23 protein-coding genes and 1 pseudogene are annotated in these 23,210 nt (G+C 68.2%); 16 read left to right on the top strand and 8 right to left on the bottom strand.

Features of this window, described 5'->3' with window-relative positions; translation table 11 throughout:
- Positions 1-15: 15 nt before the first annotated feature.
- From rpsA to mnhG, 15 genes are all read left to right on the top strand, one after another.
- Positions 16-1,704, top strand: a complete 1,689-nt coding sequence (gene rpsA / locus ACAM58_RS08270) for a 30S ribosomal protein S1 (RefSeq protein WP_012746757.1) — start codon at positions 16-18, stop codon at positions 1,702-1,704.
- Positions 1,705-1,775: 71 nt separating this feature from the next.
- Positions 1,776-2,090 carry an integration host factor subunit beta gene (locus ACAM58_RS08265; RefSeq protein WP_012746756.1) on the top strand — a complete coding sequence of 105 codons (315 nt, stop codon included), beginning with the start codon at positions 1,776-1,778 and terminating at the stop codon, positions 2,088-2,090.
- A 45-nt stretch (positions 2,091-2,135) separates the two neighbouring features.
- On the top strand, positions 2,136-2,474 hold the full coding sequence (locus ACAM58_RS08260; RefSeq protein ID WP_012746755.1) for a LapA family protein: 339 nt from the start codon (positions 2,136-2,138) through the stop codon (positions 2,472-2,474).
- Positions 2,464-3,642: a lipopolysaccharide assembly protein LapB gene (gene lapB / locus ACAM58_RS08255; protein WP_012746754.1), complete on the top strand. Its 1,179-nt coding sequence runs from the start codon at positions 2,464-2,466 to the stop codon at positions 3,640-3,642. Before ACAM58_RS08260 ends, lapB begins: the two co-directional genes overlap by 11 nt.
- 149 nt (positions 3,643-3,791) lie before the next feature.
- Positions 3,792-4,133: a helix-hairpin-helix domain-containing protein gene (locus ACAM58_RS08250; RefSeq protein ID WP_012746753.1), complete on the top strand. Its 342-nt coding sequence runs from the start codon at positions 3,792-3,794 to the stop codon at positions 4,131-4,133.
- 213 nt (positions 4,134-4,346) lie between these two features.
- Positions 4,347-5,315, top strand: coding sequence for a TRAP transporter substrate-binding protein (locus ACAM58_RS08245; protein ID WP_012746752.1), 969 nt, complete (start codon positions 4,347-4,349; stop codon positions 5,313-5,315).
- Positions 5,316-5,336: 21 nt separating this feature from the next.
- Positions 5,337-5,846, top strand: a complete 510-nt coding sequence (locus tag ACAM58_RS08240) for a TRAP transporter small permease (protein WP_012746751.1) — start codon at positions 5,337-5,339, stop codon at positions 5,844-5,846.
- Positions 5,839-7,140 carry a TRAP transporter large permease subunit gene (locus ACAM58_RS08235; RefSeq protein ID WP_012746750.1) on the top strand — a complete coding sequence of 434 codons (1,302 nt, stop codon included), beginning with the start codon at positions 5,839-5,841 and terminating at the stop codon, positions 7,138-7,140. Before ACAM58_RS08240 ends, ACAM58_RS08235 begins: the two co-directional genes overlap by 8 nt.
- 31 nt (positions 7,141-7,171) lie before the next feature.
- Positions 7,172-7,549, top strand: coding sequence for a fluoride efflux transporter CrcB (crcB, locus tag ACAM58_RS08230; protein WP_012746749.1), 378 nt, complete (start codon positions 7,172-7,174; stop codon positions 7,547-7,549).
- 87 nt (positions 7,550-7,636) lie between these two features.
- Positions 7,637-10,588, top strand: coding sequence for a monovalent cation/H+ antiporter subunit A (locus tag ACAM58_RS08225; protein WP_012746748.1), 2,952 nt, complete (start codon positions 7,637-7,639; stop codon positions 10,586-10,588).
- Positions 10,588-10,941 (top strand): Na+/H+ antiporter subunit C, encoded by a 354-nt coding sequence (locus ACAM58_RS08220; protein WP_012746747.1) that lies wholly within the window; start codon positions 10,588-10,590, stop codon positions 10,939-10,941. Before ACAM58_RS08225 ends, ACAM58_RS08220 begins: the two co-directional genes overlap by 1 nt.
- Positions 10,938-12,644, top strand: coding sequence for a monovalent cation/H+ antiporter subunit D (locus tag ACAM58_RS08215; protein ID WP_012746746.1), 1,707 nt, complete (start codon positions 10,938-10,940; stop codon positions 12,642-12,644). The genes ACAM58_RS08220 and ACAM58_RS08215 overlap by 4 nt, the downstream gene beginning before the upstream one ends.
- On the top strand, positions 12,641-13,132 hold the full coding sequence (locus ACAM58_RS08210) for a Na+/H+ antiporter subunit E (protein ID WP_012746745.1): 492 nt from the start codon (positions 12,641-12,643) through the stop codon (positions 13,130-13,132). The genes ACAM58_RS08215 and ACAM58_RS08210 overlap by 4 nt, the downstream gene beginning before the upstream one ends.
- The gene (locus tag ACAM58_RS08205) at positions 13,129-13,407 is read left to right on the top strand and encodes a K+/H+ antiporter subunit F (RefSeq protein ID WP_012746744.1); all 279 of its coding nucleotides are present in this window, start codon (positions 13,129-13,131) and stop codon (positions 13,405-13,407) included. Before ACAM58_RS08210 ends, ACAM58_RS08205 begins: the two co-directional genes overlap by 4 nt.
- A complete protein-coding gene (mnhG, locus tag ACAM58_RS08200) occupies positions 13,404-13,760 on the top strand; it encodes a monovalent cation/H(+) antiporter subunit G (RefSeq protein WP_012746743.1) in 357 nt (118 codons plus the stop codon). The genes ACAM58_RS08205 and mnhG overlap by 4 nt, the downstream gene beginning before the upstream one ends.
- 15 nt (positions 13,761-13,775) lie before the next feature.
- On the opposite strand, the gene ACAM58_RS08195 is transcribed toward mnhG, so the two are convergent.
- The 7 genes and pseudogenes from ACAM58_RS08195 to ACAM58_RS08165 form a co-directional block, all read right to left on the bottom strand.
- Positions 13,776-14,798 (bottom strand): XdhC family protein, encoded by a 1,023-nt coding sequence (locus tag ACAM58_RS08195; RefSeq protein ID WP_018903096.1) that lies wholly within the window; start codon positions 14,796-14,798, stop codon positions 13,776-13,778.
- Positions 14,799-14,812: 14 nt separating this feature from the next.
- Positions 14,813-15,427 carry a CoxG family protein gene (locus tag ACAM58_RS08190; protein WP_369664293.1) on the bottom strand — a complete coding sequence of 205 codons (615 nt, stop codon included), beginning with the start codon at positions 15,425-15,427 and terminating at the stop codon, positions 14,813-14,815.
- A gap of 31 nt (positions 15,428-15,458) precedes the next feature.
- On the bottom strand, positions 15,459-16,673 hold the full coding sequence (locus tag ACAM58_RS08185) for a VWA domain-containing protein (RefSeq protein WP_307593952.1): 1,215 nt from the start codon (positions 16,671-16,673) through the stop codon (positions 15,459-15,461).
- Positions 16,674-16,700: 27 nt separating this feature from the next.
- Positions 16,701-17,687: a MoxR family ATPase gene (locus ACAM58_RS08180; protein ID WP_307593951.1), complete on the bottom strand. Its 987-nt coding sequence runs from the start codon at positions 17,685-17,687 to the stop codon at positions 16,701-16,703.
- Between the two features lie 70 nt (positions 17,688-17,757).
- A complete protein-coding gene (locus tag ACAM58_RS08175; protein ID WP_018903097.1) occupies positions 17,758-18,549 on the bottom strand; it encodes a xanthine dehydrogenase family protein subunit M in 792 nt (263 codons plus the stop codon).
- Between the two features lie 31 nt (positions 18,550-18,580).
- A pseudogene (locus ACAM58_RS08170) lies at positions 18,581-20,964 on the bottom strand (xanthine dehydrogenase family protein molybdopterin-binding subunit).
- A 13-nt stretch (positions 20,965-20,977) separates the two neighbouring features.
- Positions 20,978-21,475, bottom strand: coding sequence for a (2Fe-2S)-binding protein (locus ACAM58_RS08165; protein ID WP_012746736.1), 498 nt, complete (start codon positions 21,473-21,475; stop codon positions 20,978-20,980).
- 181 nt (positions 21,476-21,656) lie between these two features.
- Between ACAM58_RS08165 and ACAM58_RS08160 the strand changes: the two genes are divergently transcribed.
- Positions 21,657-22,793: a helix-turn-helix domain-containing protein gene (locus ACAM58_RS08160; protein ID WP_369664292.1), complete on the top strand. Its 1,137-nt coding sequence runs from the start codon at positions 21,657-21,659 to the stop codon at positions 22,791-22,793.
- 9 nt (positions 22,794-22,802) lie between these two features.
- Here ACAM58_RS08160 and ACAM58_RS08155 read toward each other — a convergent pair whose 3' ends face one another.
- The gene (locus tag ACAM58_RS08155) at positions 22,803-23,180 is read right to left on the bottom strand and encodes a nuclear transport factor 2 family protein (RefSeq protein ID WP_012746734.1); all 378 of its coding nucleotides are present in this window, start codon (positions 23,178-23,180) and stop codon (positions 22,803-22,805) included.
- Positions 23,181-23,210: the final 30 nt, after the last annotated feature.

The following is a 23,210-nucleotide window of genomic DNA, read 5'->3' as shown; positions in this document are numbered from 1 at the left end:
CGGAAGGAACCATAAATGTCTGAATCTTTTGCCGACCTATTCGAAGAGTCCCTGAAGCGTTCCGAAATGCGCACCGGCGAGGTCATCACGGCCGAAGTCGTGCGCGTCGAACACAACCACGTGGTGGTCAACGCCGGCCTCAAGTCCGAAGCGTATGTGCCGATCGAGGAGTTCAAGAACGACAAGGGCGAACTCGAAGTCCAGGCCGGCGATTTCGTTTCCGTTGCCATCGGCAGCGTTGAAAACGGCTACGGCGACACCATCCTCTCTCGCGACACCGCCAAGCGCCTCGCTTCGTGGCTCGCCCTGGAGAAGGCCCTGGAATCGGGCGACTTCGTCACCGGCACCACCAGCGGCAAGGTCAAGGGCGGCCTCACGGTGCTCGTCAACGGCATCCGCGCCTTCCTGCCGGGCTCGTTGATCGACACGCGTCCGATCAAGGACCTGACGCCGTACGAGAACAAGACCCTCGAATTCAAGGTCATCAAGCTCGACCGCAAGCGCAACAACGTCGTGCTGTCGCGCCGTGCCGTGGTCGAAGCCAGCATGGGCGAAGAGCGCGCCAAGCTGATGGAAACCCTGAAGGAAGGCGCTGTTGTCCGCGGCGTGGTCAAGAACATCACCGAATACGGTGCGTTCGTGGACCTCGGCGGCATCGACGGCCTGCTGCACATCACCGACATGGCATGGCGCCGTGTCCGCCACCCGAGCGAAGTCGTTCAGGCCGGCCAGGAAATCACCGCCAAGATCCTCAAGTTCGACACCGAGAAGAACCGTGTCTCGCTGGGTCTGAAGCAAATGGGCGACGATCCGTGGATGGGCGTTTCGCGCCGCTACCCGCAATCGACCCGCCTGTTCGGCAAGGTCACGAACATTGCCGACTACGGCGCGTTCGTCGAACTCGAACCCGGCATCGAAGGCCTGGTGCACGTCTCCGAAATGGACTGGACCAACAAGAACATCGCTCCGAACAAGATCGTCTCGCTGGGCGACGAAGTCGAAGTCATGGTCCTCGAAATCGACGAAGACAAGCGCCGCATCAGCCTGGGCATGAAGCAGTGCAAGGCCAACCCGTGGCAAGAGTTCGCGCAGAACACCAAGCGCGGCGACCGCGTCAAGGGCCCGATCAAGTCGATCACCGACTTCGGCGTGTTCGTGGGCCTGGCTGCCGGCATCGACGGCCTGGTGCACCTGTCTGACCTCTCGTGGAACGAAGCCGGCGAAACCGCCGTTCGCAACTACAAGAAGGGCCAGGAAGTCGAAGCGATCGTGCTGGCCGTCGACGTCGACCGCGAGCGCATCAGCCTGGGCATCAAGCAGCTCGACAGCGACCCGTTCACCACCTTCACCACGGTGAACGACAAGGGCCAGATCGTGACCGGCAAGGTCAAGACCGTGGACGCCCGCGGCGCTGAGATCGACCTCGGCGAAGACATCATCGGCTACCTGCGTGCTTCGGAAATCTCGCGCGACCGCGTCGAAGATGCCCGCAACGTGCTGAAGGAAGGCGACGAAGTCACCGCCATCGTCGTGAACGTGGATCGCAAGACCCGCAACATCCAGCTGTCCATCAAGCAGAAGGACATGGTCGACGAACAAGGCGCCATGGCCAACCTGAGCCAGCAGTCGGCACGCGAAAACGCGGGCACGACGAGCCTGGGCGCCCTGCTGCGCGCCAAGCTCGACAACAACGACAGCAAGTAAGCTGCCCCCGAAGACAGAGCAGGCCCTGGGGCCGCTCTGTCTTTTTTTTCGTCCACGTTTTTGTTTGGCCTATGACCCGCTCTGACCTCGTCGAAGAACTCGCAGCGCGCTTCGCGCAGCTGACGCACCGCGATGCCGAATACGCCGTCAAGACCATCCTGGACGCGATGAGCGACGCGCTGGTGCGCGGGCACCGCATCGAGATCCGCGGCTTCGGCAGCTTCTCGGTCACCCGGCGTCCGCCGCGCATCGGCCGCAACCCGCGTTCGGGCGAGAGCGTTCAGATCCCCGAAAAGCGGGTGCCTCATTTCAAGCCGGGCAAGGCATTGCGCGAGGCCGTCGACGCCAAGACCGCCGAGCTCGACGCCAAGGGCCGCAAGGCCTGATCGCATGGATGCAAACGTAGAATGCTCCCGGCAACGGGAACAGCTATGAAATACCTCCTGTGGCTGCTCAAGGCAGCCATTTTTTTTACGCTTTTTGCTTTCGCGCTGAACAACCAGCACGACGCGACCGTCTATTTCTTCTTCGGCACGCATTGGCGTGCGCCCCTGGTGCTCGTCGTGCTCGCGGCTTTCGCCGGCGGCCTCGTGGTGGGTGCGCTCGGCATGCTGCCCGGATGGTGGAAGCACCGTGCGGCGGCGGCGCAGGTTCCGGCCGCGCGCGGCGACGAAGCCGCGGCGCCTGCACCATCCACGCCTGCTCCGGCAGCGGCGCCGCCGTCCATTTCCGCCACCGACCTGCCCACCGTACGCCAACATGGACTTTGATCCCAGCTGGCTGCTGATCAGCCTGCCCGTCGCCTTTGTGCTGGGCTGGCTCGCCTCGCGCTTCGACATCCGGCAGCTCAAGCTCGAGAACCGGCAAGCCCCCAAGGCGTATTTCCGCGGCCTCAACTTTCTTCTCAACGAACAGCAGGACCAGGCCATCGACGCCTTCATCGAGGCCGTGCAGAACGACCCCGACACGCAGGAGCTGCACTTCGCGCTCGGCAACCTGTTTCGCCGGCGCGGCGAATACCAGCGTGCGGTGCGCGTGCACGAGCATCTGCTGGGGCGCGGCGACCTGAGCCGCAGCGACCGCGAGCGCGCCCAGCACGCGCTGGCACAGGATTTCCTGCGCGCCGGGCTGCTCGACCGCGCCGAAGCCGCGCTGCAAAAACTCGAAGGCACACGCTACGAGAACGAGGCGCGGCTTTCGCTCCTGGCCATCTACGAACGATCGCGCGAATGGGCCCAGGCCGCCGCCGTGGCACAGAAGCTCGACGAATCCGACCAGGCCAGCTACAGCACGCGCCGAGCCCACCACCTTTGCGAGCAGGCCTCCGAGCAGGTGGCGGCCGGCGACCTGGCCGCGGCCGGCCGGCTGCTCTCCGAAGCGGTGGCGCTGGCCCCGCAGGCGCCCCGCCCCGCCATCGACTCCGCCACGCTGCAACTGCGCAATGGCGACGGCGCCAAGGCCTTCGATACCCTCGTCGCGCTGAGCGACACCGCGCCGCTCGCCCTGCCGCTGTATGCCGCCGCGCTGCAGCAGGCCGCGGTCGCCGCCCACCGCGAGGGCGAAGCACTCGCGCTGCTGCAGCGGCACTATGCCGATTCGCCCTCGATCGACGTGCTCGAAGCGCTGATCGCGCTCGGCGGCTCGCCGACCAGCGCGATTCCGGCGGCCAACGGCCAGCCGCTCGCTCCGCGCGACGGCTACATCGCACACCTCGCCCAGCAGCCCTCGCTGGTGGCCGCCTCGCGCTGGCTGGCCGGCGAGCGCTTCGAGCACGAGCAGTTCCACCCGCAGGTGCAGCGCGCGCTCGACCAGGCCACCCGGCCGCTGATGCGCTACCGCTGCGCTGCATGCGGCTTCGAGGCGCACCAGCACTTCTGGCACTGCCCCGGTTGCCAGGCCTGGGACAGCTATCCGCCGCGGCGCGTCGAGGAGCTCTGAGCCACATTCCGAACACGTTTCGGAACAATGGTGAACGCGCTCTCCGCAGGGCGCGAGGCCGTCAACCCGCCCTACCCTGAACCGTTGAACGCGAGCCGGCACCTTCTGCCGGCGAACTGTCATCTCAACAAATCAGGGAGTTGAAAATCATGCTGAAGAAAATCCTGGCCGTGATGGCCATGCTGTTTGCGGCTGTCTCGTTCGCCGCGGTCGATGCCAACAAGGGCACGGCTGCCGATCTGGACGGCATCAAGGGCGTCGGCCCTGCCATGTCCAAGCGCATCCTCGACGCACGCAAGGAAGGCGAGTTCAAGGACTGGCCCGACTTCATGCAGCGCGTGAAGGGCGTGAAGGAAAAGAAGGCCGGGAAGCTGTCGGCCGAAGGGCTCACGGTCAACGGCAAGGCCTTCGGCGGCACCGCAGGCGAAGCAGTGGCCGCCAAGGCAGAAAAGCCCGCGAAGGCAGCCGCTGCCAAGCCGGCCAAGCCCTGATCGAAACGCCCGCGGGGCCGGCGGGCCGATGCCGCGCTCGCGTCAGGCCCGCAACACAGTGAAAGCCGCCGCAAAGGCGGCTTTTTTGCGTGCGCCGCAGCGGCAAGGGAGGGCGCAGCGCCGCGCCGCGTGGCAGGGAAATGCCTCAGGAGTGGCCCGGAATTTGCACGTATGCTCGCACTCGTTTTCAATTTCATACGTTCCGGAGCGCTCATGAATCACAAGTTCGGCATTGCACTGGCTGGCCTCACCCTTGGCGCCGCAGCCTTCGCGCAAACCAAGTGGGACCTGCCCACCGCCTACCCGGCGACCAACTTCCACACCGAGAACATCACCCAGTTCGCCAACGATGTCGAAAAGGGCAGCGGCGGCAAGCTCAAGATCACCGTGCATGCCAACGCCTCGCTGTTCAAGGCGCCTGAAATCAAGCGCGCGGTGCAGGGTGGACAGGCGCAGCTCGGCGAGATCCTGCTGGTCAACTACCAGAACGAATGGCAGATGTTCGGCGCCGATGGCATTCCTTTCCTCGCCGACAGCTACGACGCTGCCTGGAAGCTCTATCAGGCGCAGAAGCCCGCGCTCGAAAAGAAGCTGGCCGAGCAAGGCATCGTGCTGCTCTACACGGTGGCCTGGCCGCCGCAGGGCATCTTCGTGAAGAAGGAAATCGCTTCGGCCGCCGACCTCAAGGGCGTGAAGTGGCGCGCCTACAGCCCCGCCACCGCGCGCATCGGCGAACTGGTCGGCGCACAGCCGGTCACGGTGCAGCAGGCCGAGCTCTCGCAGGCCATGGCCACGGGCGTGATCGAGTCGTACATGTCGTCGGGCTCCACCGGCTACGACACCAAGACCTACGAATACATCAAGAACTTCTACGACACGCAGGCCTGGCTGCCCAAGAACGCAGTGCTCATGAACAAGAAGGCCTTCGACGCGATCGACAAGCCCACGCAGGATGCCGTGCTCAAGGCCGCCGCCGATGCGGAGAAGCGCGGCTGGGAGCTCTCGAAGAAGAAGAACCTCGAGTACCTGGACCTGCTCAAGAAAAATGGCATGACCGTGCACGCGCCTTCCGCGGCCCTCAAGGCCGACATGAAGAAGGTCGGCGACACCATGCTCAAGGAATGGCTGGAAAAGGCCGGGCCCGAGGGCCAGGCGGTGGTCGACGCGTACAAGAAGATGTGACGCAACCCCGAACAGCCACCGATGCGAAAGACGCTCGATTTCCTCTACAACAGCGCCGCCGCCCTGGCGGCGCTTTTCATGATCGGCCTGCTGGTGATGGTGCTGCTGTCCATCGTCGGGCGGCAGCTTCATTTCAACATTCCGGGCATCGATGCCTATGCCGGCTACCTGATGGCCGGCGCCGGCTTCCTGGCGCTCGCCCACACGCTCAAGCGCGGCGAGCACATCCGCGTGACGCTGGTGCTGCAGAACCTGCCGCCGGCCGCGCAGCGCTGGCTGGAGCGCTGGGCGATGGGTGCGGGCGCCCTGCTCGCGGTGCTGTTTGCCTGGTACAGCGCGCGGCTGGCGTTCCAGTCGTACGACTTCCACGACATTTCCACCGGCAACGACGCCACGCCCCTGTGGCTGCCGCAGCTCTCGATGGCCGTGGGTGCGCTGGTGTTCGCCATCGCAGCCTTCGACGAGTTCGTGATCGAGTGGCGCGGAAGGCCGGCCAAGCCGGCCGGGACGGAGGCCCTGCGCCATGAGTGACATTGCCGTTGCGGCCCTGCTGATTGGCGCACTCTTCCTGATCCTGGGCAGCGGCGTGTGGATCGGCCTCACGCTCTCGGGCGTGGCGTGGATCGCCATGCAGATCTTCTCGTCGCGGCCCGCGGGCGACGCCATGGCCGTGACCATCTGGGGCTCGGCCTCGAGCTGGACGCTCACCGCCTTGCCGCTGTTCATATGGATGGGCGAGATCCTGTTCCGCACGCGGCTGTCGCAGGACATGTTCAAGGGCCTCGCGCCCTGGATGCAAAGCCTGCCGGGCCGGCTGCTGCACACCAACGTGGTGGGCTGCGCGGTGTTCGCGGCGGTGTCGGGCTCGAGCGCCGCCACCTGCGCCACCATCGGCAAGATGAGCCTGCCCGAGCTCAAGCGCCGCGGCTATCCGGACGACATGGTGATCGGCACGCTGGCCGGCGCCGGCACGCTGGGCCTCCTGATCCCGCCCTCGATCATCATGATCGTCTACGGCGTGAGCGCCGACGTGTCGATCGCCCGGCTGTTCATTGCGGGCGTGATCCCGGGCATCCTGCTCGCGCTGCTGTTCTCGGGCTACATCGTGTTCTGGGCGCTGCGCAACCCCGACCTTATTCCGCCGGCCGATGCGAAACTGCCCTTCGCCCAGAAGCTCAAGGCTTCGATGTCGCTGATCCCGGTCGCGCTCCTGATCCTGTCGGTGCTCGGGTCCATCTACGCGGGCATTGCCACGGCCACCGAAGCGGCGGCCGTGGGCGTGGTCGGGGCCATGGTCATTTCGGGCGCGCAGGGCTCGCTGAACCGGCACAGCTTCAAGGAAGCGCTGCTCGGCGCCACGCGGCTCTACTGCATGATGGCGCTGATCCTCGCGGGCGCGGCCTTCCTCACGCTCGCCATGGGCTACATCGGCCTGCCGCGCCACCTGGCCGAATGGATCGGCTCGCTCGGGCTCTCGAAGTTCCAGCTGATCGCGATGCTCGCGGCGTTCTACGTGGTGCTGGGCTGCTTCCTCGATGGCATCTCGATGGTGGTGCTCACCATGGGCGTCATCATGCCGACGGTCAACGCCGCCGGCATCGACCCGGTGTGGTTCGGCATCTTCATCGTGCTGGTGGTCGAGATGGCGCAGATCACGCCGCCCGTGGGCTTCAACCTGTTCGTGCTGCAGGGCATGACCGGAAAAGACCTGCTCTACATCGCACGCGTCACGCTGCCGATGTTCTTCCTGATGGTGGCGGCCGTGCTGATCATCTACTTCGTGCCGCAGCTGGTCACCTGGCTGCCGCAGCAGATGGCGCCCTGAACAGCGCCAGGCGTGCCCCGACAATAGGCCCATGCTGCTTCCGATTCTTGCCATCTGCATGGGGGCCTCCGTGGGCGCGCTGGCGCGCTGGGGCCTTGCGCTGTGGTTCGGCGCGGGCGGTTTCATGCCCTGGGGCACGCTGGCCGCCAACCTGGTCGGAGGCTACCTCGTCGGCGTGGCCATTGCCTCGTTCCATCTGCTGCCCGACCTCGATCCGGCCTGGCGGCTCGCGCTGGTCACGGGCTTTCTCGGCGGCCTGACGACCTTCTCGAGCTTCTCGGCCGAGGTCGTGACCATGCTTCTCGAAGGCCGGCCGGGCGTGGCGCTGCTCACGGCAGCAGCCCACCTCGGCGGATCGCTGTTCCTGACCTGGCTGGGCATACGCAGCGTGCAGGCCCTGGCCGCCTGATCGATCCATCGCCAGGCTGCAAGGCCGTCGATCTTCGCGGGTTTCCGGGGGAATCTTCCGAGGGGTCGATCGATAGAATCGACCGCAATGCCCCTGGTCTTTCTCGTCGCACTCCCCTTCATTGCCAGCGTGCTGGCCGCGTTGATGCCGTCGAACGCGCGCAACCGGGAGTCGACGCTGGCGGGGCTCGTGGCACTGGGCTGCGCGCTGCAGACCGCATGGTTCTTTCCGCAGATCGCGCGCGGCAACGTGCTGCGCCAGGAGATCGCGTGGCTGCCCGAGCTCGGGCTCAACCTCGTGTTCCGCATGGACGGCTTTGCCTGGCTGTTCTGCATGCTGGTGCTCGGCATCGGCACGCTGGTGGTGCTCTATGCGCGCTACTACATGTCGGCGTCCGATCCGGTGCCGCGCTTCTTCTCTTTCTTTCTCGCCTTCATGGGCGCGATGACGGGCGTGGTGCTCTCGGGCAACCTGATCCAGCTGGTGCTGTTCTGGGAGCTCACCAGCCTGTTCTCCTTCCTGCTGATCGGCTACTGGCACCACCGGCGCGACGCGCGGCGCGGCGCGCGCATGGCGCTCACGGTCACCGGTGCCGGCGGGCTTTGTTTGCTCGCGGGCGTGATCGTGCTGGGCCGCATCGCGGGCAGCTACGAGCTCGACGTGGTGCTCGCCTCGGGCAACGAGATCCGCGCGCATGCGCTCTATCCGGCGGCCCTGGTGCTGATATTGCTGGGCGCCTTCACCAAGAGCGCGCAGTTCCCGTTCCACTTCTGGCTGCCGCGCGCCATGGCGGCGCCCACGCCGGTCTCGGCCTACCTGCATTCGGCCACCATGGTGAAGCTTGGCGTGTTCCTGATGGCGCGGCTGTGGCCGGTGCTGTCGGGCACCGAAGAGTGGTTCTGGCTGGTGGGCGGCGCGGGCGCGATCACGCTGCTGCTCGGCGGCTTCGTCGCGATGTTCCAGCGCGACCTGAAGGCATTGCTCGCGTACTCGACCATCTCGCACCTCGGGCTCATCACGCTGCTGCTGGGGCTGAACAGCCCGCTGGCGGCAGTGGCGGCGGTGTTCCACATCATCAATCACGCGACCTTCAAGGCATCGCTCTTCATGGCGGCCGGCATCATCGACCACGAGAGCGGAACGCGCGACATCCGCAAGCTCAGCGGGCTGCTGCGGCTGATGCCGATCACCGGCACGCTGGCGATCATCGCGAGCGCATCGATGGCCGGCGTGCCGCTGCTCAACGGCTTTCTCTCGAAGGAAATGTTCTTTGCCGAGACCGTGTTCATCCAGGCGACGCCGTGGATCAGCCTGAGCCTTCCGGTCATTGCCACCGTGGCGGGCGTCTTCAGCGTGGCCTATTCGGCGCGCTTCGTGTTCGACGTGTTCTTCGGCCCGCCCTGCGGTCCCGAGGTGCCGAGGCAGCCGCACGAACCGCCGCACTGGATGCGCGTGCCGGTCGAGCTGCTGGTGCTGGTCTGCCTGGTGGTGGGCGTGGCGCCGGCCTGGTCGGTCGGCACGCTGCTGGCCACGGCCGCCACGCCGGTGGTCGGCGGCGTGCTGCCCGAATACAGCCTGGCCGTATGGCACGGCTTCAACCTGCCGCTGGCGATGAGCTTCGTGGCGCTGGCGGGTGGCATGGCGCTCTACCTGTCGCAGCGCCGCCGCCGCGCGGAGGGCAAGCTCGAACACACGCCGCTCCTGCACCGCTTCGACGGCCAGGCCATCTTCGAGCACCTGCTCGCGCAGCTCAGCGAGGCCGGCCGGCGCAGCCGGCGCCTGCTGGGCACGCGGCGCATGCAGTCGCAATTGCTGCTCTTGATCGCGGTGGCGGCGGCGGGCGCCGCGGCTTCGCTCTGGACCGCACCCGTCGCGCGCGGCGACCGCGAGCTGCTGCCCTTCTCGCCGATGTTCGCGATGACCTGGCTGATCGGCGGCGTCTGCGCGCTGGCGGCGGCATGGCAGGCCAAGTTCCACCGCCTGGCCGCGCTGATGCTGGCCTCGGGCGCCGGATTGGTGTGCTGCGTGACCTACATCTGGTTCTCGGCACCCGACCTGGCGCTGACGCAGCTCGTGGTGGAGGCCGTGACCACGGTGCTGATCCTGCTGGGCCTGCGCTGGCTGCCGATGCGCAGCAAGGACGCGGTCCAGCCAGCGCGCGCCAGGCTGCGCCCCTGGGGCCGGCGCGGGCGCGACCTGCTGGTGGCGGCCGGCGTCGGCAGCGGCATGGCGGCGCTGGCGTGGCTCATGATGACGCGGCCGTTTCCGCAAAGCATCTCGCCCTTCTTTCTCGAGCATGCGCTGGCCGAGGGCGGCGGCACCAACGTGGTCAACGTGATGCTGGTCGACTTCCGCGGCTTCGACACCTTCGGCGAGATCACCGTGCTGGGCGTGGTGGCGCTCACGGTCTATGCACTGCTGCGCCGCTTCCGGCCGGCGCGCGAATCGATGGCCCTGCCGGTGCAGCAGCGCGCGCAGGCCGACGATGGCAGCAGCGACCTGCTGAACCCGCGCCTGGCCAAGGACACGGCCGTGGGCTACCTGATGGTGCCGGCCGTGCTGGTGCGGCTGCTGCTGCCGCTCGCGGTGCTGGTGTCGGTCTATTTCTTCATGCGCGGGCACAACGCACCCGGCGGCGGCTTCGTCGCGGGGCTGGTGATGTCGGTGGCGCTGGTGTTGCAGTTCATCGTCTCGGGCACCGAGTGGGTGGAAGAGCACCTGCGCATCTATCCGCGCCGCTGGATCGCCGCCGGCCTGCTGCTCGCGCTGGCCACGGGCAGCGGCGCGGTGCTGTTCGGCTATCCGTTCCTGACCACCCACACCGCGCACCTGCATCTTCCCGTGCTGGGCGAGCTGCACGTGCCGAGCGCCCTGTTCTTCGACATCGGCGTGTTCGCGCTGGTGCTGGGCGCCACCATGCTGATCCTCACCGCGCTGGCCCACCAGTCGGTGCGCAGCCACCGCTGGGCCGACGAGCAGCGCGAGAAGGAAGCCGAAGCCGCTGCGGCCGCCGTCGCCATGCCGGAAGGAGCGCGCTGATGGAGATCGTGCTCGCACTGGCCATCGGCGTACTCAGCGGCTCGGGGGTGTACCTGCTGCTGCGGCCCCGCACCTTCCAGGTGATCATGGGCCTCACGCTCATCTCGTACGCGGTCAACCTGTTCATCTTCAGCATGGGGCGGCTCAAGCTCGACAGCGAACCGGTGCTGATCCACGGCATCACCGCCACGCTGGCCAACACCGCCGACCCGATGCCGCAGGCGCTGGTGCTGACGGCGATCGTCATCGGCTTTGCAATGACGGCGCTGTTCCTCGTGGTGCTGCTGGCCTCGCGCGGCCTCACCGGCACCGACCACGTGGACGGCGAAGAGCGGCAGGAGGCAGCGGAATGACGGGGCAACTGGTCCAGCTGCTCGACCGCCTGCTCGAGTTCAGCATGCCGCACCTCGTCGCGGTGCCGATCCTGGTGCCGCTGCTCACGGCCGCACTGATGCTGCTGCTGGGCGAAAGCCGGCGCCGCACCAAGTCGGCGTTGAGCGTGGTCTCGGGCCTGGTGGGCCTGCTGGCGGCGCTGGCACTGCTGCGCTGGGTGAACGCGCCCGAGACCGGCGACGGCCCCGGCTCGGTCGGCGTCTACCTGCCGGGCAACTGGCGCGCGCCCTTCGGCATCGTGCTGGTGGCCGACCGGCTGTCGACCATGATGGTGGCGCTCACGGGCGTGGTCGCCTTTGCGGCCTCGATCTATTCCACCTCGCGCTGGGACCGCGCCGGCGTGCATTTCCATCCGCTGCTGCAATTGCAGCTCATGGGCCTGAACGGCGCCTTCCTCACGGGCGACCTGTTCAACCTGTTCGTCTTCTTCGAGGTGATGCTCGCGGCCTCCTACGGCCTGCTGCTGCATGGCTCGGGCCGGCTGCGGGTGCAGGCGGGGCTGCACTACATCGCCATCAACCTGGCCGCATCGTCGCTCTTCCTGATCGGCGCGGCGCTGCTCTACGGCGCGACCGGCACGCTCAACATGGCCGACCTCGGCATGCGCATCGCGCAGCTCGCGCCGGCCGACCGCGGCCTCGTGCATGCGGCAGCCGCCATCCTGGCAACGGCGTTCTTCGCCAAGGCCGGCGCCTGGCCGCTCAACTTCTGGCTGGTGCCGGCCTACAGCGCGGCGGTGTCGCCGGTGGGTGCCGTGTTCGCGCTCCTGACCAAGCTCGGCGTCTACACATTGCTGCGGCTGTGGACGCTGCTCTTCGCGCCGGATGCCGGCAGCTCGGCGGCGTTCGGGCAATCCGCGCTCCTCGCGATCGGGCTCGCGACGCTGTTCGCGGGTGCCATCGGCATCGTGGGCACGCAGCGGCTCTCCAACCTCGCGGGCTTCAGCGTGCTGGTGTCGGCGGGCACGCTGCTCGCGGCCATCGGGCTGGGGGAGCCGGCCGTGTGGGCCGGCGCGCTCTACTACCTGCTGAGCTCGACGCTGGCCGTGAGCGCCTTCTTCCTGCTGACCGACATGATCGAGCGCTGGCGCAATGCCGGCATGAGCGTGGCGCCGCACGAGAAGGCCGGCAATGCGCCTTTCCTCGCCGAAGACCTGCGCGTGCTCGACGACGTGAACCTCGACGACGAGGCGCAGGCGCTCTACGGCCGCGCGATTCCGGCCGGCGTGGCCTTCCTGGGGCTGAGCTTCATCGGCTGCACGCTGCTGCTCGCGGGCCTGCCGCCGCTGTCGGGCTTCGTGGGCAAGTTCGCGATGCTGTCGGGCGCGTTTTCCACCGGCGGCACCTCGGTGCCCGCATGGATCTTCCTGGCGCTGCTCGTCGTTTCGGGCCTGCTCGCGCTGATTGCGCTGAGCCGCACCGGCATGCGCCACTTCTGGACCCAGCCGCATCCCACCATGCCGGCCCTGCCCGCGCTCGAGGTGCTGCCCGTGGCCGGATTGCTCGCGGCCAGCGTGGCGCTCACGGTCTGGGCCGGCCCCGTCATGCGCCACGCCATCACCACCGCCGAAGGACTGCGCACGCCCACCGCCTACCGCAATGCCGTGATGGGCGCGCGGCAGGTGCCCAACCCCGCGGGCCCCGCGAAAGGCCCGGCACCATGAAGCGCTGGCTTCCTTCGCCGCCGCTCTCGCTGGCGCTGTTTGCGGTGTGGCTGCTGCTCAACCAGTCGCTCGACGCCGCCACGCTGCTGTCGGCCGCGCTGCTGGCCATGGCGGTTCCGCTGCTCACCAAGGGCCTGCGGCCCGCCACCGTGCGCATGCGCAAGCCCTGGGTGGCGCTGCGGCTCGCGGGCCGGGCCGTGGCCGACATGCTGGAATCGGCGCTCTTCGTGGCGCGGCGGCTGCTGACGCGCCGCAACTCGCGCATCGCCTCGCGGTTCATCAACGTGCCGCTGGACCTGCGCGACCCGAACGGGCTCGCGGTGCTGGCCATGATCATGTGCCTCACGCCCGGCACGGCCTGGGGCGAGATCGCGTTCGACAGCAGCACGCTGCTGATCCATGTGTTCGACGTCGACGACGAAGCCGCTTTCATCGCCATGATCAAGCAGCGCTACGAGCACCCCCTGATGGAGATTTTCGAATCATGACGCCTGTACTTTTCTGGGCCTTGAAATTCGCGCTGCTGCTGCTGGCGGTGGCCATGCTCTGCGCGCTGGCCCGGCTGCTGGTGGGCCCGAGCGCGCAGGACCGCGTGATGGCGCTGGACTGCCTCTACATCAACGGCATGCTGATGATGCTGGTGCTGGGCATCGTCTATGCGAGCAACGTGTACTTCGAAGCCGCGATGCTGACGGCGCTGTTCGGCTTCGTCGGGTCGACGGCGATGGCCAAGTTCCTCCTGCGCGGGGAGGTCATCGAATGACGGATTTCATCGTGGGGCCGCTGCCGCTGTGGGCGGAAATCGTCACCGCCGTGTTCGCGGTGCTCGGCGCGGCCTTTGCGGCCATCGGCTCCTTCGGCCTCGTGCGGCTGCCCACATTTTTCCGCCGCATCCATGCGCCGACGCTCGGCGCCACGGTGGGCGTGTGGTGCATGACGATTGCCACCATCGTCTATTTCTCGGTGCAGGGCTTCAGCCTCTTCCTGCACGCCGTGCTGATCGTCCTGTTCATTGCGCTCACGGCGCCCATCACCACCATCTTCCTGATGCGCGCGGCGCTCTTCCGCGAACGGCAAAAGGGCGGCGACGTGCCGCCGGCGGCCAAGCCGGGCTGAAACCGGCGGCAGGGATCAGCTCATCGCGAGCTGCTGCATGCCCTTGGCGCGCGCCACTTCCATTTCGCGCGGCAGCGTCACCGCGTTCTTCACGGCCAGGATCTCGGCCATCACGCTCACGGCGATCTCGGGCGGCGTCTTGCTGCCGATGTAGATGCCGATGGGTCCGCGCAGTCGTGCGAGCGATTCCTCCGTCTGGCCGAAGTGCTCGATCATGCGGCCGCGCCGCGCCTCGGCATTGCGGCGCGAGCCGATCGCGCCGACGTAGAAGGCCTCGCTCTGCAGTGCTTCGAGCAGCGCAAGGTCGTCGAGCTTGGGGTCGTGCGTGAGCGCCACCACGCAGCTGCGGCGGTCGGGCTTGAAGGCCAGCACCGCGTCGTCGGGCATCTCGGTCGTGATCTCCACGCCGGCGAGCGTCCATGCGGTGCGGTATTCGGCACGCGGGTCGCACAGCGTCACGGCAAAGCCGCTGAACTTGGCCATGGTCGCGAGGTATTCGGCCAGCTGGCCGGCGCCGATCAGCAGCATGCGGTATTCGGGGCCGAAGGTGTTGGTGAGCTCGGTGTCGTCCACCTTGAGCGCATCGGGCGCGGTGGCTTCGGCCAGGCGCACGGCACCGGTCGAAAGCGTGACGGTGCGCTGCATGAGCCGGCCTTGCTCCAGCTGGGCTACGAGGGTGTCGAGCAAGGCCGCGTCGGGGTCGTATTCGAGCAGCAGCTCCAGCGTGCCACCGCAGGGCAGGCCGAAGCGGTGCGCCTCGTCGGCCGTGATGCCGTACTTCACGAGCACGGGCGGCGCGCCCACGGGCACCTGTTCGCCGTTGCCGTGCGCATGGCTGTAGCGCGCGATCAGGTCGTCCTCGATGCAGCCGCCGGAGACCGAGCCCACCACCGCGCCATCGTCGGCCAGCGCCATGATCGAACCGACCGGCCGCGGCGACGAGCCCCAGGTGCGCACCACGGTCGTGAGCAGCGCGCGCTTGCCGGCGCGCCGCCAGTCGCGCAGCGTGCGCAGCACCATGACGTCGAGATTTTCCATCGCCCGGTCCGCTCCTAGCTGGCGTCGCCCGGTGCGGCGGACGCGTCCTTGTCGTCCTTCTTGCCGAGGCCGATCTTCTTCATGAGGCCGGACATCATGCCGGCCTTTTCGGCGGGCGCCTCGGCCGTGTCCTCGGCCGCGGCGGCCGGCGGCGGGCCGTAGCGGCTCTGCATCTCGGCCTCGAAGCGCTTGAAGAAGTCGTCGGCGGTCGACTTGGCGGCGCCATCGATGAGGCGCTGGCCCAGCTGGGCGATCTTGCCGCCGACCTGCGCCTGCACGGTGTAGTCGAGCTCGCAGCCGGGCGCAGCCGGCGCGGCTTCGGCGGCGCCGTCCAGCGGCCGCAGCGTCACGCTGGACGACCCCTTGGCAAAGCCCGCGACGCCGCCCTGCCCCTCGAAGCTGAGCTTGTAGCCATCGGGCGCCACGATGTCGGACAGCGCGACCTTGCCGCTGAACTTGGCCGACACCGGACCGATCTTGACCGCCAGCGCCACGCTGTACTGGTTGTCGCCCGTGAGCTCGAACTTGTCGCAGCCGGGAATGCACTTCTTGAGCGTCTCGGGATCGTTGAGCGCTTCCCAGGCCTGTTGTTGGGTGACGCCGAGGCGGCGGTTGCCGAGCATTTCCATGGTGGTTTTCCTTTTTGCTTCCGTGAAGTCCCTAGCGCCCGGACCGCATCAGGGCGGCGAGGCTGCTGGCGAGCTGTTCGAGGGCACTGAGATTGTGGACCGCCAGCATCGCATCCGCATGCCGGTGCAGCACACTGGCCCCACGCGCCAAAGGGGCGTAGCCCTCGAAGCGCAGCAGCGGGTTGAGCCACAGCAGGCGGCGCGAATGGCGCTTGAGCCAGAGCAGCTCGCTTTCGAGCAGCGCCGGCTCGCCGGTGTCGAGCCCGTCGCTGATCACCAGCACCAGCGTGCGGCGGCCGGTCAGACGGCGGGCATGCGCGCGGCGAAGCTCGGCCAGCGAACTGCCGAGCCGCGTGCCGCCCGCGAAATCGTCGATGGCCAGGCCGGCGGCCGCCAGCATGGCATCGGTGTCGGCCAGCCGGAAGGCCGGCGTGAGATCGGTCAGGCGCGTGCCGAAGGCGAACACGTCGCGCCGCCCGGCCCGCCGCGTCGACGCATGCAGAAAGGCCAGCAGCAGCCGCGCATAGCGCTCCATCGAGCCCGACACGTCGACCAGCACCAGCAGCGGCAAGGGCTGCTCGCGCCGGCTCAGCTTCGGCAGGCGAAGTATTTCGCCACCCGTGCGCGCCGCCTCGTGCAGCACGCCGGGCCAGTGCATGCGCGCATGCTGCGAACCTGCATCGTTGGCAGCACGCAACCGGCGCGACGGCAGCAAGGGAATGGGCAAGCTGACATCGCGCGCGAGCCGCTCGACCAGCCGGTACTCGGACGCGCCAAGCGCATTGAAGTCGGCATGCTGCAGGCGCTGCCGGTCGCTCGATGTCATGGCGGCATCGAACTCGACCTCCTTGTCGGGCTTGGCAGCCGCGGCGGGCCTGGCGGGATCGCGCGGCGCCGTGAGCGCTTCGCGCACGCGCGGGCGCCGCTTGGAGGGCTCGGCCTTGCCCTCGGCGCTTGGCAGCATCTGCGCGAGCAGCTTGTTGGCAAGTTCGGGGTCACGGAACCAGGCGTCGAAGAGTTCGCGGAACACCATGCGGTCCTGCTCGCGGCTCACCATGACGGCTTCCATCGCGGCGCTCAGGTCGAGCCTGCTTTCCACGCCCACCAGCGTGGCCGCTTCGGCGGCCAGCGCAATGCGCATCGCATCGGTGCGAACGCCGGCGCGGCGCAGTGCGCGGCCGAAGGCCGTGATGTTGCCGGCCAGCTTGCCGCTGCGTACGTCGCCGAGTTGCTGGATGCCGGCCATGCGGGAGGCCTTGCGCTTCGGACGCGCTCAGGGCGCGACCGGCTCCTCGGGTTTCAGCAGGTCGGATGCCAGTTCGTGCGTGAGCGCCGCCACGTCGTCGCGCTGCTTGAACAGGATGCCGGCCGTGTCGACCACCACTTCGGGGTCGAGCTCGACGGTGTCGAGCGCGATCAGCGCCCTTGCCCACTCCACGCTTTCGGCGATGCCGGGCGCGCGCTGGAAGGCGTTGACGAAAGGCGCATCGCGCAGCCGCGCCACGAAGGCCGCCACCTGGGCCGAAAGTTTTTCGCCGGCCTGCGGCACCTGGGCCCGCACGATGGCCAGTTCGCGTTCGCGCTCCGGATAGTCGAGCCAGTGGTAGAGGCAGCGCCGCTTGACCGCGTCGTTGAGTTCGCGCGTGCGGTTGCTCGTGAGGATGGTGACCGGCGGCACCACGGCGCGCACGGTGCCGAGCTCGGGAATGCTGACCTGGTACTCGCCCAGGTATTCGAGCAGGAAGGCCTCGAAGGGCTCGTCGGCACGGTCCACTTCATCGATCAGCAGCACGGCACCCGGCGCGGGGGTCTGCAGGGCCTGCAGCAGCGGGCGGCGGATCAGGTAGTGCGGCTGGTAGACCTCGGCTTCCACGTCGCGCACGAGCGCCGCCCGGCCGCCCGAAGGCGCGAGAGCCCCCTCGGGGGGCAGCGAGGACGCGCCAGCGCCGAGCGTGGGGGCCACGATGGCGCCGGTGGCTTCGGCGGCGCGCATGTGCAGCAGTTGCGCGGCGTAGTTCCATTCGTAGAGCGCCTCGCGCTGCTCCAGCCCGTCGTAGCACTGCAGGCGCAGCAGCTCGCGGTTCAGCGCGGTCGACAGCGCCTTGGCCAGTTCGGTCTTGCCGACGCCGGGCTCGCCCTCGAGCAGCAGCGGACGCTGCAGCCTGAGCGCGAGGAACACGGCCGTGGCCAGGCGGCGGTCGGCAAAGTAGCCGGCCTGCATCAAGCCTTCGGAAAGGGAATCGATGGTCGGGAAGATCATGGCGAAGCGTAGCGGAAGACGCGGGGTTGTCGCGCCTTCCGGCCCGCGAGCGGTGGCGGCGCTGCCTGGTTCAGCCCAGCGCCCTGGTGACGGCGCGCTGCGTGAGCACGCTGATCAGGTTGGCGCGGTAGGCCGCCGAGGCATGCAGGTCGCTGTTGAGATCGCTCGCGTCGATCTTCACGGCCGCGGCGGCGGCCGCGGTGAAGCTCTTGTTGAGCGCGTCTTCGAGCCCCGCGTGGCGGAACACGCCGTTGCCCGCGCCGGTGATGGCCACGCGCACGCCGCTGTCGAACTGCGCAAGGAACACGCCGACGAGCGGAAAGTTCGATGCCTTCTGGCGCAGCTTCTCGTACACGGCGCGCTTCGGAATGGGAAAGCGGATCGCGGTGATCAGCTCGTCTTCTTCGAGTGCCGTGCTGAAGAGGCCCAGGAAGAAATCGTCCGCCGCGATCTCGCGCTTCGAGGTGATGAGCGTTGCACCGGAGCCGAGCACCGCGCTGGGGTAGCAGGCTGCCGGGTCGTTGTTGGCCACCGAGCCGCCGATGGTGCCCATCGCGCGCACCTGCCGGTCGCCGATGCGCCCGGCCAGGTCGGCCAGCGCCGGAAAGGCGGCTTTCACGTCGGCGTTGTTGGCCACGTCCAGGTGGCGGGACATCGCGCCGATGGTGATCGTGCCGGCATCTTTCCTGATGCCGGTGAGCTCCTTGATGCCGCCCAGGTCCACGAGCTGCTCGGGCGCCGACAGCCTGAGCTTCATGGAGGCGAGCAGGGTCTGGCCGCCCGCCAGCGGCTTGGCGCCCGCGGCAACGAGCTTGGCCGCATCGGCCACGGTGGCCGGCCGTTCGAGTGTGAAGGCGTACATGGTGTGGGTTCCTTCGTTGTTCTGGTGTGTTCTAGTGGGAGGCGGCCGCCTGCATCGCTTCCCAGACGCGGCTGGCCGATGCGGGCATGTCGAAGTCCTTGACGCCCAGCGGCGCCAGCGCGTCGAGCACGGCGTTGATCACGGCCGGCGGCGAACCGATGGCCCCCGCCTCGCCGCAGCCCTTGGTGCCCAGCGGGTTGTGCGTGCACGGCGTGCACACGGTGTCGAGCTTGAACTGCGGAAAGTCGCCCGCCCTGGGCATGGCGTAGTCCATGAAGCTGCCGGTGAGCAGCTGGCCGGTCTCGTTGTCGTACACGCAGTTCTCGAGCAGCGCCTGGCCGATGCCCTGCACCAGCCCGCCGTGCACCTGGCCCTCGACGATCATCGGGTTGATGATGGTGCCGAAGTCGTCCACCGCGGTGAAGCGGTCCACGCGCACTTCACCGGTCTGCTTGTCGACCTCGACCTCGCAGATGTAGGTGCCGCCCGGGAAGGTGAAGTTGGTCGGGTCGTAGAAGGCGGTCTCGTTCAGGCCGGGCTCGAGCTTGTCGAGCGGATAGTTGTGCGGCACGTAGGCCGTGAGCGCCACCTGGCCGAACGGGATCTTCTTGTCGGTGCCCTTCACGGTGAACTCGCCGTTCGCAAACTCGATGTCGGCATCGCTCGCCTCCATCAGGTGCGCGGCGATCTTCTTGGCCTTGGTCTCGATCTTGTCGAGCGCCTTCATGATGGCGGCACCGCCCACCGAGATGGAGCGCGAGCCGTAGGTGCCCATGCCGAAGGGCACGCGGCCGTGTCGCCATGCACCACGTCGACGTTGTCCACCGGAATGCCCAGGCGCGCCGCCACCACTTGCGCAAAGGTGGTTTCGTGCCCTTGGCCGTGGCTGTGCGAGCCGGTGAACACCGTCACGCTGCCGGTGGGGTGCACGCGGATCTCGCCGCACTCGAACAGGCCGGCCCGCGCGCCCAGCGCCCCGGCGATGTTCGACGGCGCGATGCCGCAGGCCTCGATGTAGCTCGAGTAGCCGATGCCGCGCAGCTTGCCCGCGGCCTCGCTGGCCGACTTGCGCTGCGCATAGCCATCGACGTCGGCCAGCACGCGGGCCTTGTCCATGCAGGCGTGGAAATCGCCCGTGTCGTACTGCAGCGCCACCGGCGTCTGGTAGGGAAAGGTGGTGATGAAGTTGCGCTTGCGGATCTCGTCCTGGCCGAGGTTCATTTCCCAGGCGCAGCGCGACACCAGGCGCTCGAGCAGGTAGGTGGCCTCGGGCCGGCCCGCACCGCGGTAGGCATCGACCGGCGCGGTGTTGGTGAACCAGGCATCGACCTCGACGTAGATCTGCGGCGTGGTGTACTGGCCCGCGAGCAGCGTGGCGTAGAGGATGGTGGGCACGGCCGTGGAGAAGGTCGACAGGTAGGCGCCCAGGTTGGCGTCGGTGTGCACCCGCATCGCGAGGAACTTGCCGTCCTTGTCCATCGCCATCTCGGCATGGCTCACATGGTCGCGGCCGTGCGCGTCGGACAGGAAGCACTCCGAGCGCTCGGCCGTCCACTTGATGTTGCGGTTGAGCTGCTTGGCGGCCCAGGTCAGGCACACGTCTTCGGCGTAGAGGAAGATCTTGGAGCCGAAGCCGCCGCCCACGTCGGGCGCGATCACGCGCACCTTGTGCTCGGGCAGGCCCAGCACGAAGGCCGTCATCAGCAGGCGCTCGACGTGCGGGTTCTGGTTGGACACATAGAGCGTGTAGTCGTCGGTGCCGCGGCTGTAGCTGCCGATGGCCACGCGCGGCTCGATCGGGTTCGGGATCAGCCGGTTGTTGACGAGGTCGAGCTTGGTGACGTGCGCGGCATTGGCAAACGCCGCATCGACCGCGGCCTTGTCGCCCAGCGCCCACTTGTAGCACTGGTTGTCGGGCGCCTCGTCGTGCAGCGTGACGCCGCTCGCCTTCTTGGCCGCATCGGCCACGCTCACGACGGCGGGCAGCACGTCGTAGTCGACCACCACGGCCTCGGCCGCGTTCTTGGCCTGCTCGACGGTTTCGGCCACCACCATCGCCACGTGGTCCCCCACGTAGCGCACCTTGTGGATCGCGAGGATCGGGTGCATCGGCTCCTTCATGGGGGTGCCGTCGGGGTTGTTGATGAGCCAGCCGCAGGGCAGGCCGCCCATCTTGCCCTCGATGTCCTTGCCGCTGAAGATGCCGACCACGCCGGGCATCTTGAGCGCCTCGGCGGTGTCGACCGACTTGATGACCGCGTGGGCGTGCGGCGAGCGCACGAAGACCGCATGGCTCTGGTTGGCCAGCGTGATGTCGTCGGTGTAGTTGCCCGCGCCGGTCAGGAAGCGATAGTCTTCCTTGCGCCGCAGCGCTTCGCCGATGTGGGGCAGGTTCGAGAAGTCGGAGGCACCCATGATGTTGCTCCTTTCACACCGTGGCGGTGGTCTTGACCGGCGTGCCCGAGGCCATGGCCTCGCCGCCCATCTGCACGGCCTTCACGATGTTCTGGTAGCCCGTGCAGCGGCACAGGTTGCCGTCGAGCAGTTCGCGGATCTCCGATTCGCTCGACCTGGGATGGTGGGTGCACAGGTCGATGGCGCTCATGACCATGCCCGGGGTGCAGAAACCGCACTGCAGGCCGTGGCATTCCTTGAAGGCCGCCTGCATGGGGTGCATGGTGCCGTCGGGCTGGGCGATGCCCTCGATGGTGGTGATTTGCGCACCGGCCGCCTGCCCGACCAGGATGTTGCACGACTTCACCGCGCGCCCGTTCATGTGGACGGTGCATGCGCCGCACTGGGCGGTGTCGCAGCCGACATGGGTGCCGGTCAGGTGGAGATGCTCGCGGATGGCGTGCACCAGGAAGGTATTGGGGGGCGCGTCGACCGTGGCCGGTCGGCCGTTGACCGTGAAAGCTACCTGCATTTGGCTGTCTCCGTTGAAGGTGATGGCTGGTTCAGCGAAAGGCATCTTGGATGCCGGCCCGGTGCACTATCCTAGGCAAAACCCTTGCCGCTTGCGCAGCGCGTACGAAATTCTCAAAATGAAACAGCTTGCGGCCCCGGCAAGTCTGAAAAAACCGCCCCACCCGAGCGAACCGATCCCGATGTCCGCCTCCCTCGTTGCGCCCCTGCCCGAACGCTCCGCCGCCATTGCGCAGGCCCGCCGGGAGCTGATCCACGGCGAAGCCCCCCGCTCGCGCAGTGCGGTGCGCATCGAGCCATGGATCCTGCGTTCCTGGGAGCGCTGCCTGGCGGCGGGGCGGCAGCCGCAGCAGCGGATCAGCTTCGAGCCGGTGGCCAGGTCGGCCGAGCGCGAGGCGGCCGAGCGCAACCGCGCGCTGGTGTCGGCGGCCCGGCCGGTGATCGAGCGGCTGTCGCGCGCCATTGCCGACACGCGCTATTTCGCCGTGCTGACCGATGCCGAGGGCATCGTGGTCGACGTGGGCCCGCTGCCCGACGGCACCGAGGCCGACAGCCGCTACGCCCGCAACATCGCCCGCGTGGGCGTCGACCTGTCGGAGCGCGCGGTCGGCACCAGTGCGATCAGCACCGCGCTGGCCGAGCAGGAGTCGGTGTGGCTGCACCGCGGCGAGCACTTCTTCGAGGACACCAGCATCTACAGCTGCGCCGGGGCGCCGCTCTTCGGCCCGCGGGGCGACTGCATCGGCATGCTCGACCTGACCGGCGTGCAGGCGGTGGAACGGCCGGAGCTGCGGCACCTGGCCACGCTGTCGGCGCGCAGCATCGAGAACATGCTGGTGCTGAACCAGCCCTGCGAGCTGCGGCTGCACCTCTCGTGGCCGGGCTGCCCGCGCGGCGAAGCCACCGACGGGCTGCTGTGCATCGATGCCGACGGCACGGTGGCGGGTGCCAATGCCGCGGCGCGCCAGATGCTGCACGAGCCGCTGGCGCGCAGCCCGCATGCGCTGCACTGCAACGACCTGTTCGCAATGCCGCTGGACATGCTGTTCGATGCGGCCCGCCGCGGCGACGCCGTGCTCGAGGTGCCGCTGTGGTCCGGCCTGCGCGTGCAGGTCCGGCCCCAGCGCGGCGGCAAGGGCTCGGCCGTTGTGGTGCCCGAAGCCCGGCCGCGGCTGCGCGACGTGGAAGCCGCGCTGATCCGCAAGGCCGTGGCCGACGCCCGCGGCAACGTGGCCGAAGCCGCACGCACGCTGGGCATCAGCCGCGCCACGGTCTACCGCAAGCTCTGGCGCGGCCGCGCTTCCGGCTCCGCGGACTGAAGCCTCTCTTCAGGCTCCGACGGGCACCTTGTCGAGGAAGCCGGTCACCGATTGCAGCCTGCCGCCATCGAGCCGGGCGAAATCGGTGCCCTGGATCAGGTCTTCGGCCCCGCTCGGGCCCAGGGTCCACGAGAAGCGCAGGTTGTCGCCGTGCGCCTCGGGCGTGCCGAACAGGCTGAAGCGGAAACCCGGATAGCGCTGGTGCACGGCACCGATCAGCGCGCCGATCTGCTCGCGGCCGCTGGCCTGTGCCAGCGGGTCGGCATAGTGCGCATCGGCGGTCCAGGCGGCTTCGATCAGCTGGGCGCGGCGCGCGGCATCGGTTTCGTTCCAGGCCGCGATGTAGCGTTGGGCAATGGTGGCGGCGTCGTGTGCGGCGGTGTTCATGATGACCATTTCCTTTCGGGGGTTCGACCC

This window comes from Variovorax sp. V116 (assembly GCF_041154435.1).
GTDB classification, from domain to species: domain Bacteria; phylum Pseudomonadota; class Gammaproteobacteria; order Burkholderiales; family Burkholderiaceae_C; genus Variovorax; species Variovorax paradoxus.
This window is presented reverse-complemented; position numbering and strand designations above follow the sequence as displayed.

What these genes read in the sequence shown, in the direction of transcription:
- mnhG (WP_012746743.1), top strand. Translation starts at nt 13,404, where the DNA reads ATGACGGATTTCATCGTGGGGCCGCTGCCGCTGTGGGCGGAAATCGTC.
- ACAM58_RS08205 (WP_012746744.1), top strand. Translation starts at nt 13,129, where the DNA reads ATGACGCCTGTACTTTTCTGGGCCTTGAAATTCGCGCTGCTGCTGCTG.
- ACAM58_RS08260 (WP_012746755.1), top strand. Translation starts at nt 2,136, where the DNA reads ATGAAATACCTCCTGTGGCTGCTCAAGGCAGCCATTTTTTTTACGCTT.
- ACAM58_RS08195 (WP_018903096.1), bottom strand. Translation starts at nt 14,798, where the DNA reads ATGGAAAATCTCGACGTCATGGTGCTGCGCACGCTGCGCGACTGGCGG.
- ACAM58_RS08220 (WP_012746747.1), top strand. Translation starts at nt 10,588, where the DNA reads ATGGAGATCGTGCTCGCACTGGCCATCGGCGTACTCAGCGGCTCGGGG.
- ACAM58_RS08250 (WP_012746753.1), top strand. Translation starts at nt 3,792, where the DNA reads ATGCTGAAGAAAATCCTGGCCGTGATGGCCATGCTGTTTGCGGCTGTC.
- ACAM58_RS08210 (WP_012746745.1), top strand. Translation starts at nt 12,641, where the DNA reads ATGAAGCGCTGGCTTCCTTCGCCGCCGCTCTCGCTGGCGCTGTTTGCG.
- ACAM58_RS08265 (WP_012746756.1), top strand. Translation starts at nt 1,776, where the DNA reads ATGACCCGCTCTGACCTCGTCGAAGAACTCGCAGCGCGCTTCGCGCAG.
- ACAM58_RS08240 (WP_012746751.1), top strand. Translation starts at nt 5,337, where the DNA reads ATGCGAAAGACGCTCGATTTCCTCTACAACAGCGCCGCCGCCCTGGCG.
- rpsA (WP_012746757.1), top strand. Translation starts at nt 16, where the DNA reads ATGTCTGAATCTTTTGCCGACCTATTCGAAGAGTCCCTGAAGCGTTCC.
- ACAM58_RS08245 (WP_012746752.1), top strand. Translation starts at nt 4,347, where the DNA reads ATGAATCACAAGTTCGGCATTGCACTGGCTGGCCTCACCCTTGGCGCC.
- ACAM58_RS08180 (WP_307593951.1), bottom strand. Translation starts at nt 17,687, where the DNA reads ATGATCTTCCCGACCATCGATTCCCTTTCCGAAGGCTTGATGCAGGCC.
- ACAM58_RS08175 (WP_018903097.1), bottom strand. Translation starts at nt 18,549, where the DNA reads ATGTACGCCTTCACACTCGAACGGCCGGCCACCGTGGCCGATGCGGCC.
- ACAM58_RS08215 (WP_012746746.1), top strand. Translation starts at nt 10,938, where the DNA reads ATGACGGGGCAACTGGTCCAGCTGCTCGACCGCCTGCTCGAGTTCAGC.
- ACAM58_RS08155 (WP_012746734.1), bottom strand. Translation starts at nt 23,180, where the DNA reads ATGAACACCGCCGCACACGACGCCGCCACCATTGCCCAACGCTACATC.
- ACAM58_RS08225 (WP_012746748.1), top strand. Translation starts at nt 7,637, where the DNA reads ATGCCCCTGGTCTTTCTCGTCGCACTCCCCTTCATTGCCAGCGTGCTG.
- ACAM58_RS08185 (WP_307593952.1), bottom strand. Translation starts at nt 16,673, where the DNA reads ATGGCCGGCATCCAGCAACTCGGCGACGTACGCAGCGGCAAGCTGGCC.
- ACAM58_RS08160 (WP_369664292.1), top strand. Translation starts at nt 21,657, where the DNA reads ATGTCCGCCTCCCTCGTTGCGCCCCTGCCCGAACGCTCCGCCGCCATT.
- lapB (WP_012746754.1), top strand. Translation starts at nt 2,464, where the DNA reads ATGGACTTTGATCCCAGCTGGCTGCTGATCAGCCTGCCCGTCGCCTTT.
- ACAM58_RS08190 (WP_369664293.1), bottom strand. Translation starts at nt 15,427, where the DNA reads ATGGAAATGCTCGGCAACCGCCGCCTCGGCGTCACCCAACAACAGGCC.
- ACAM58_RS08165 (WP_012746736.1), bottom strand. Translation starts at nt 21,475, where the DNA reads ATGCAGGTAGCTTTCACGGTCAACGGCCGACCGGCCACGGTCGACGCG.
- ACAM58_RS08235 (WP_012746750.1), top strand. Translation starts at nt 5,839, where the DNA reads ATGAGTGACATTGCCGTTGCGGCCCTGCTGATTGGCGCACTCTTCCTG.
- crcB (WP_012746749.1), top strand. Translation starts at nt 7,172, where the DNA reads ATGCTGCTTCCGATTCTTGCCATCTGCATGGGGGCCTCCGTGGGCGCG.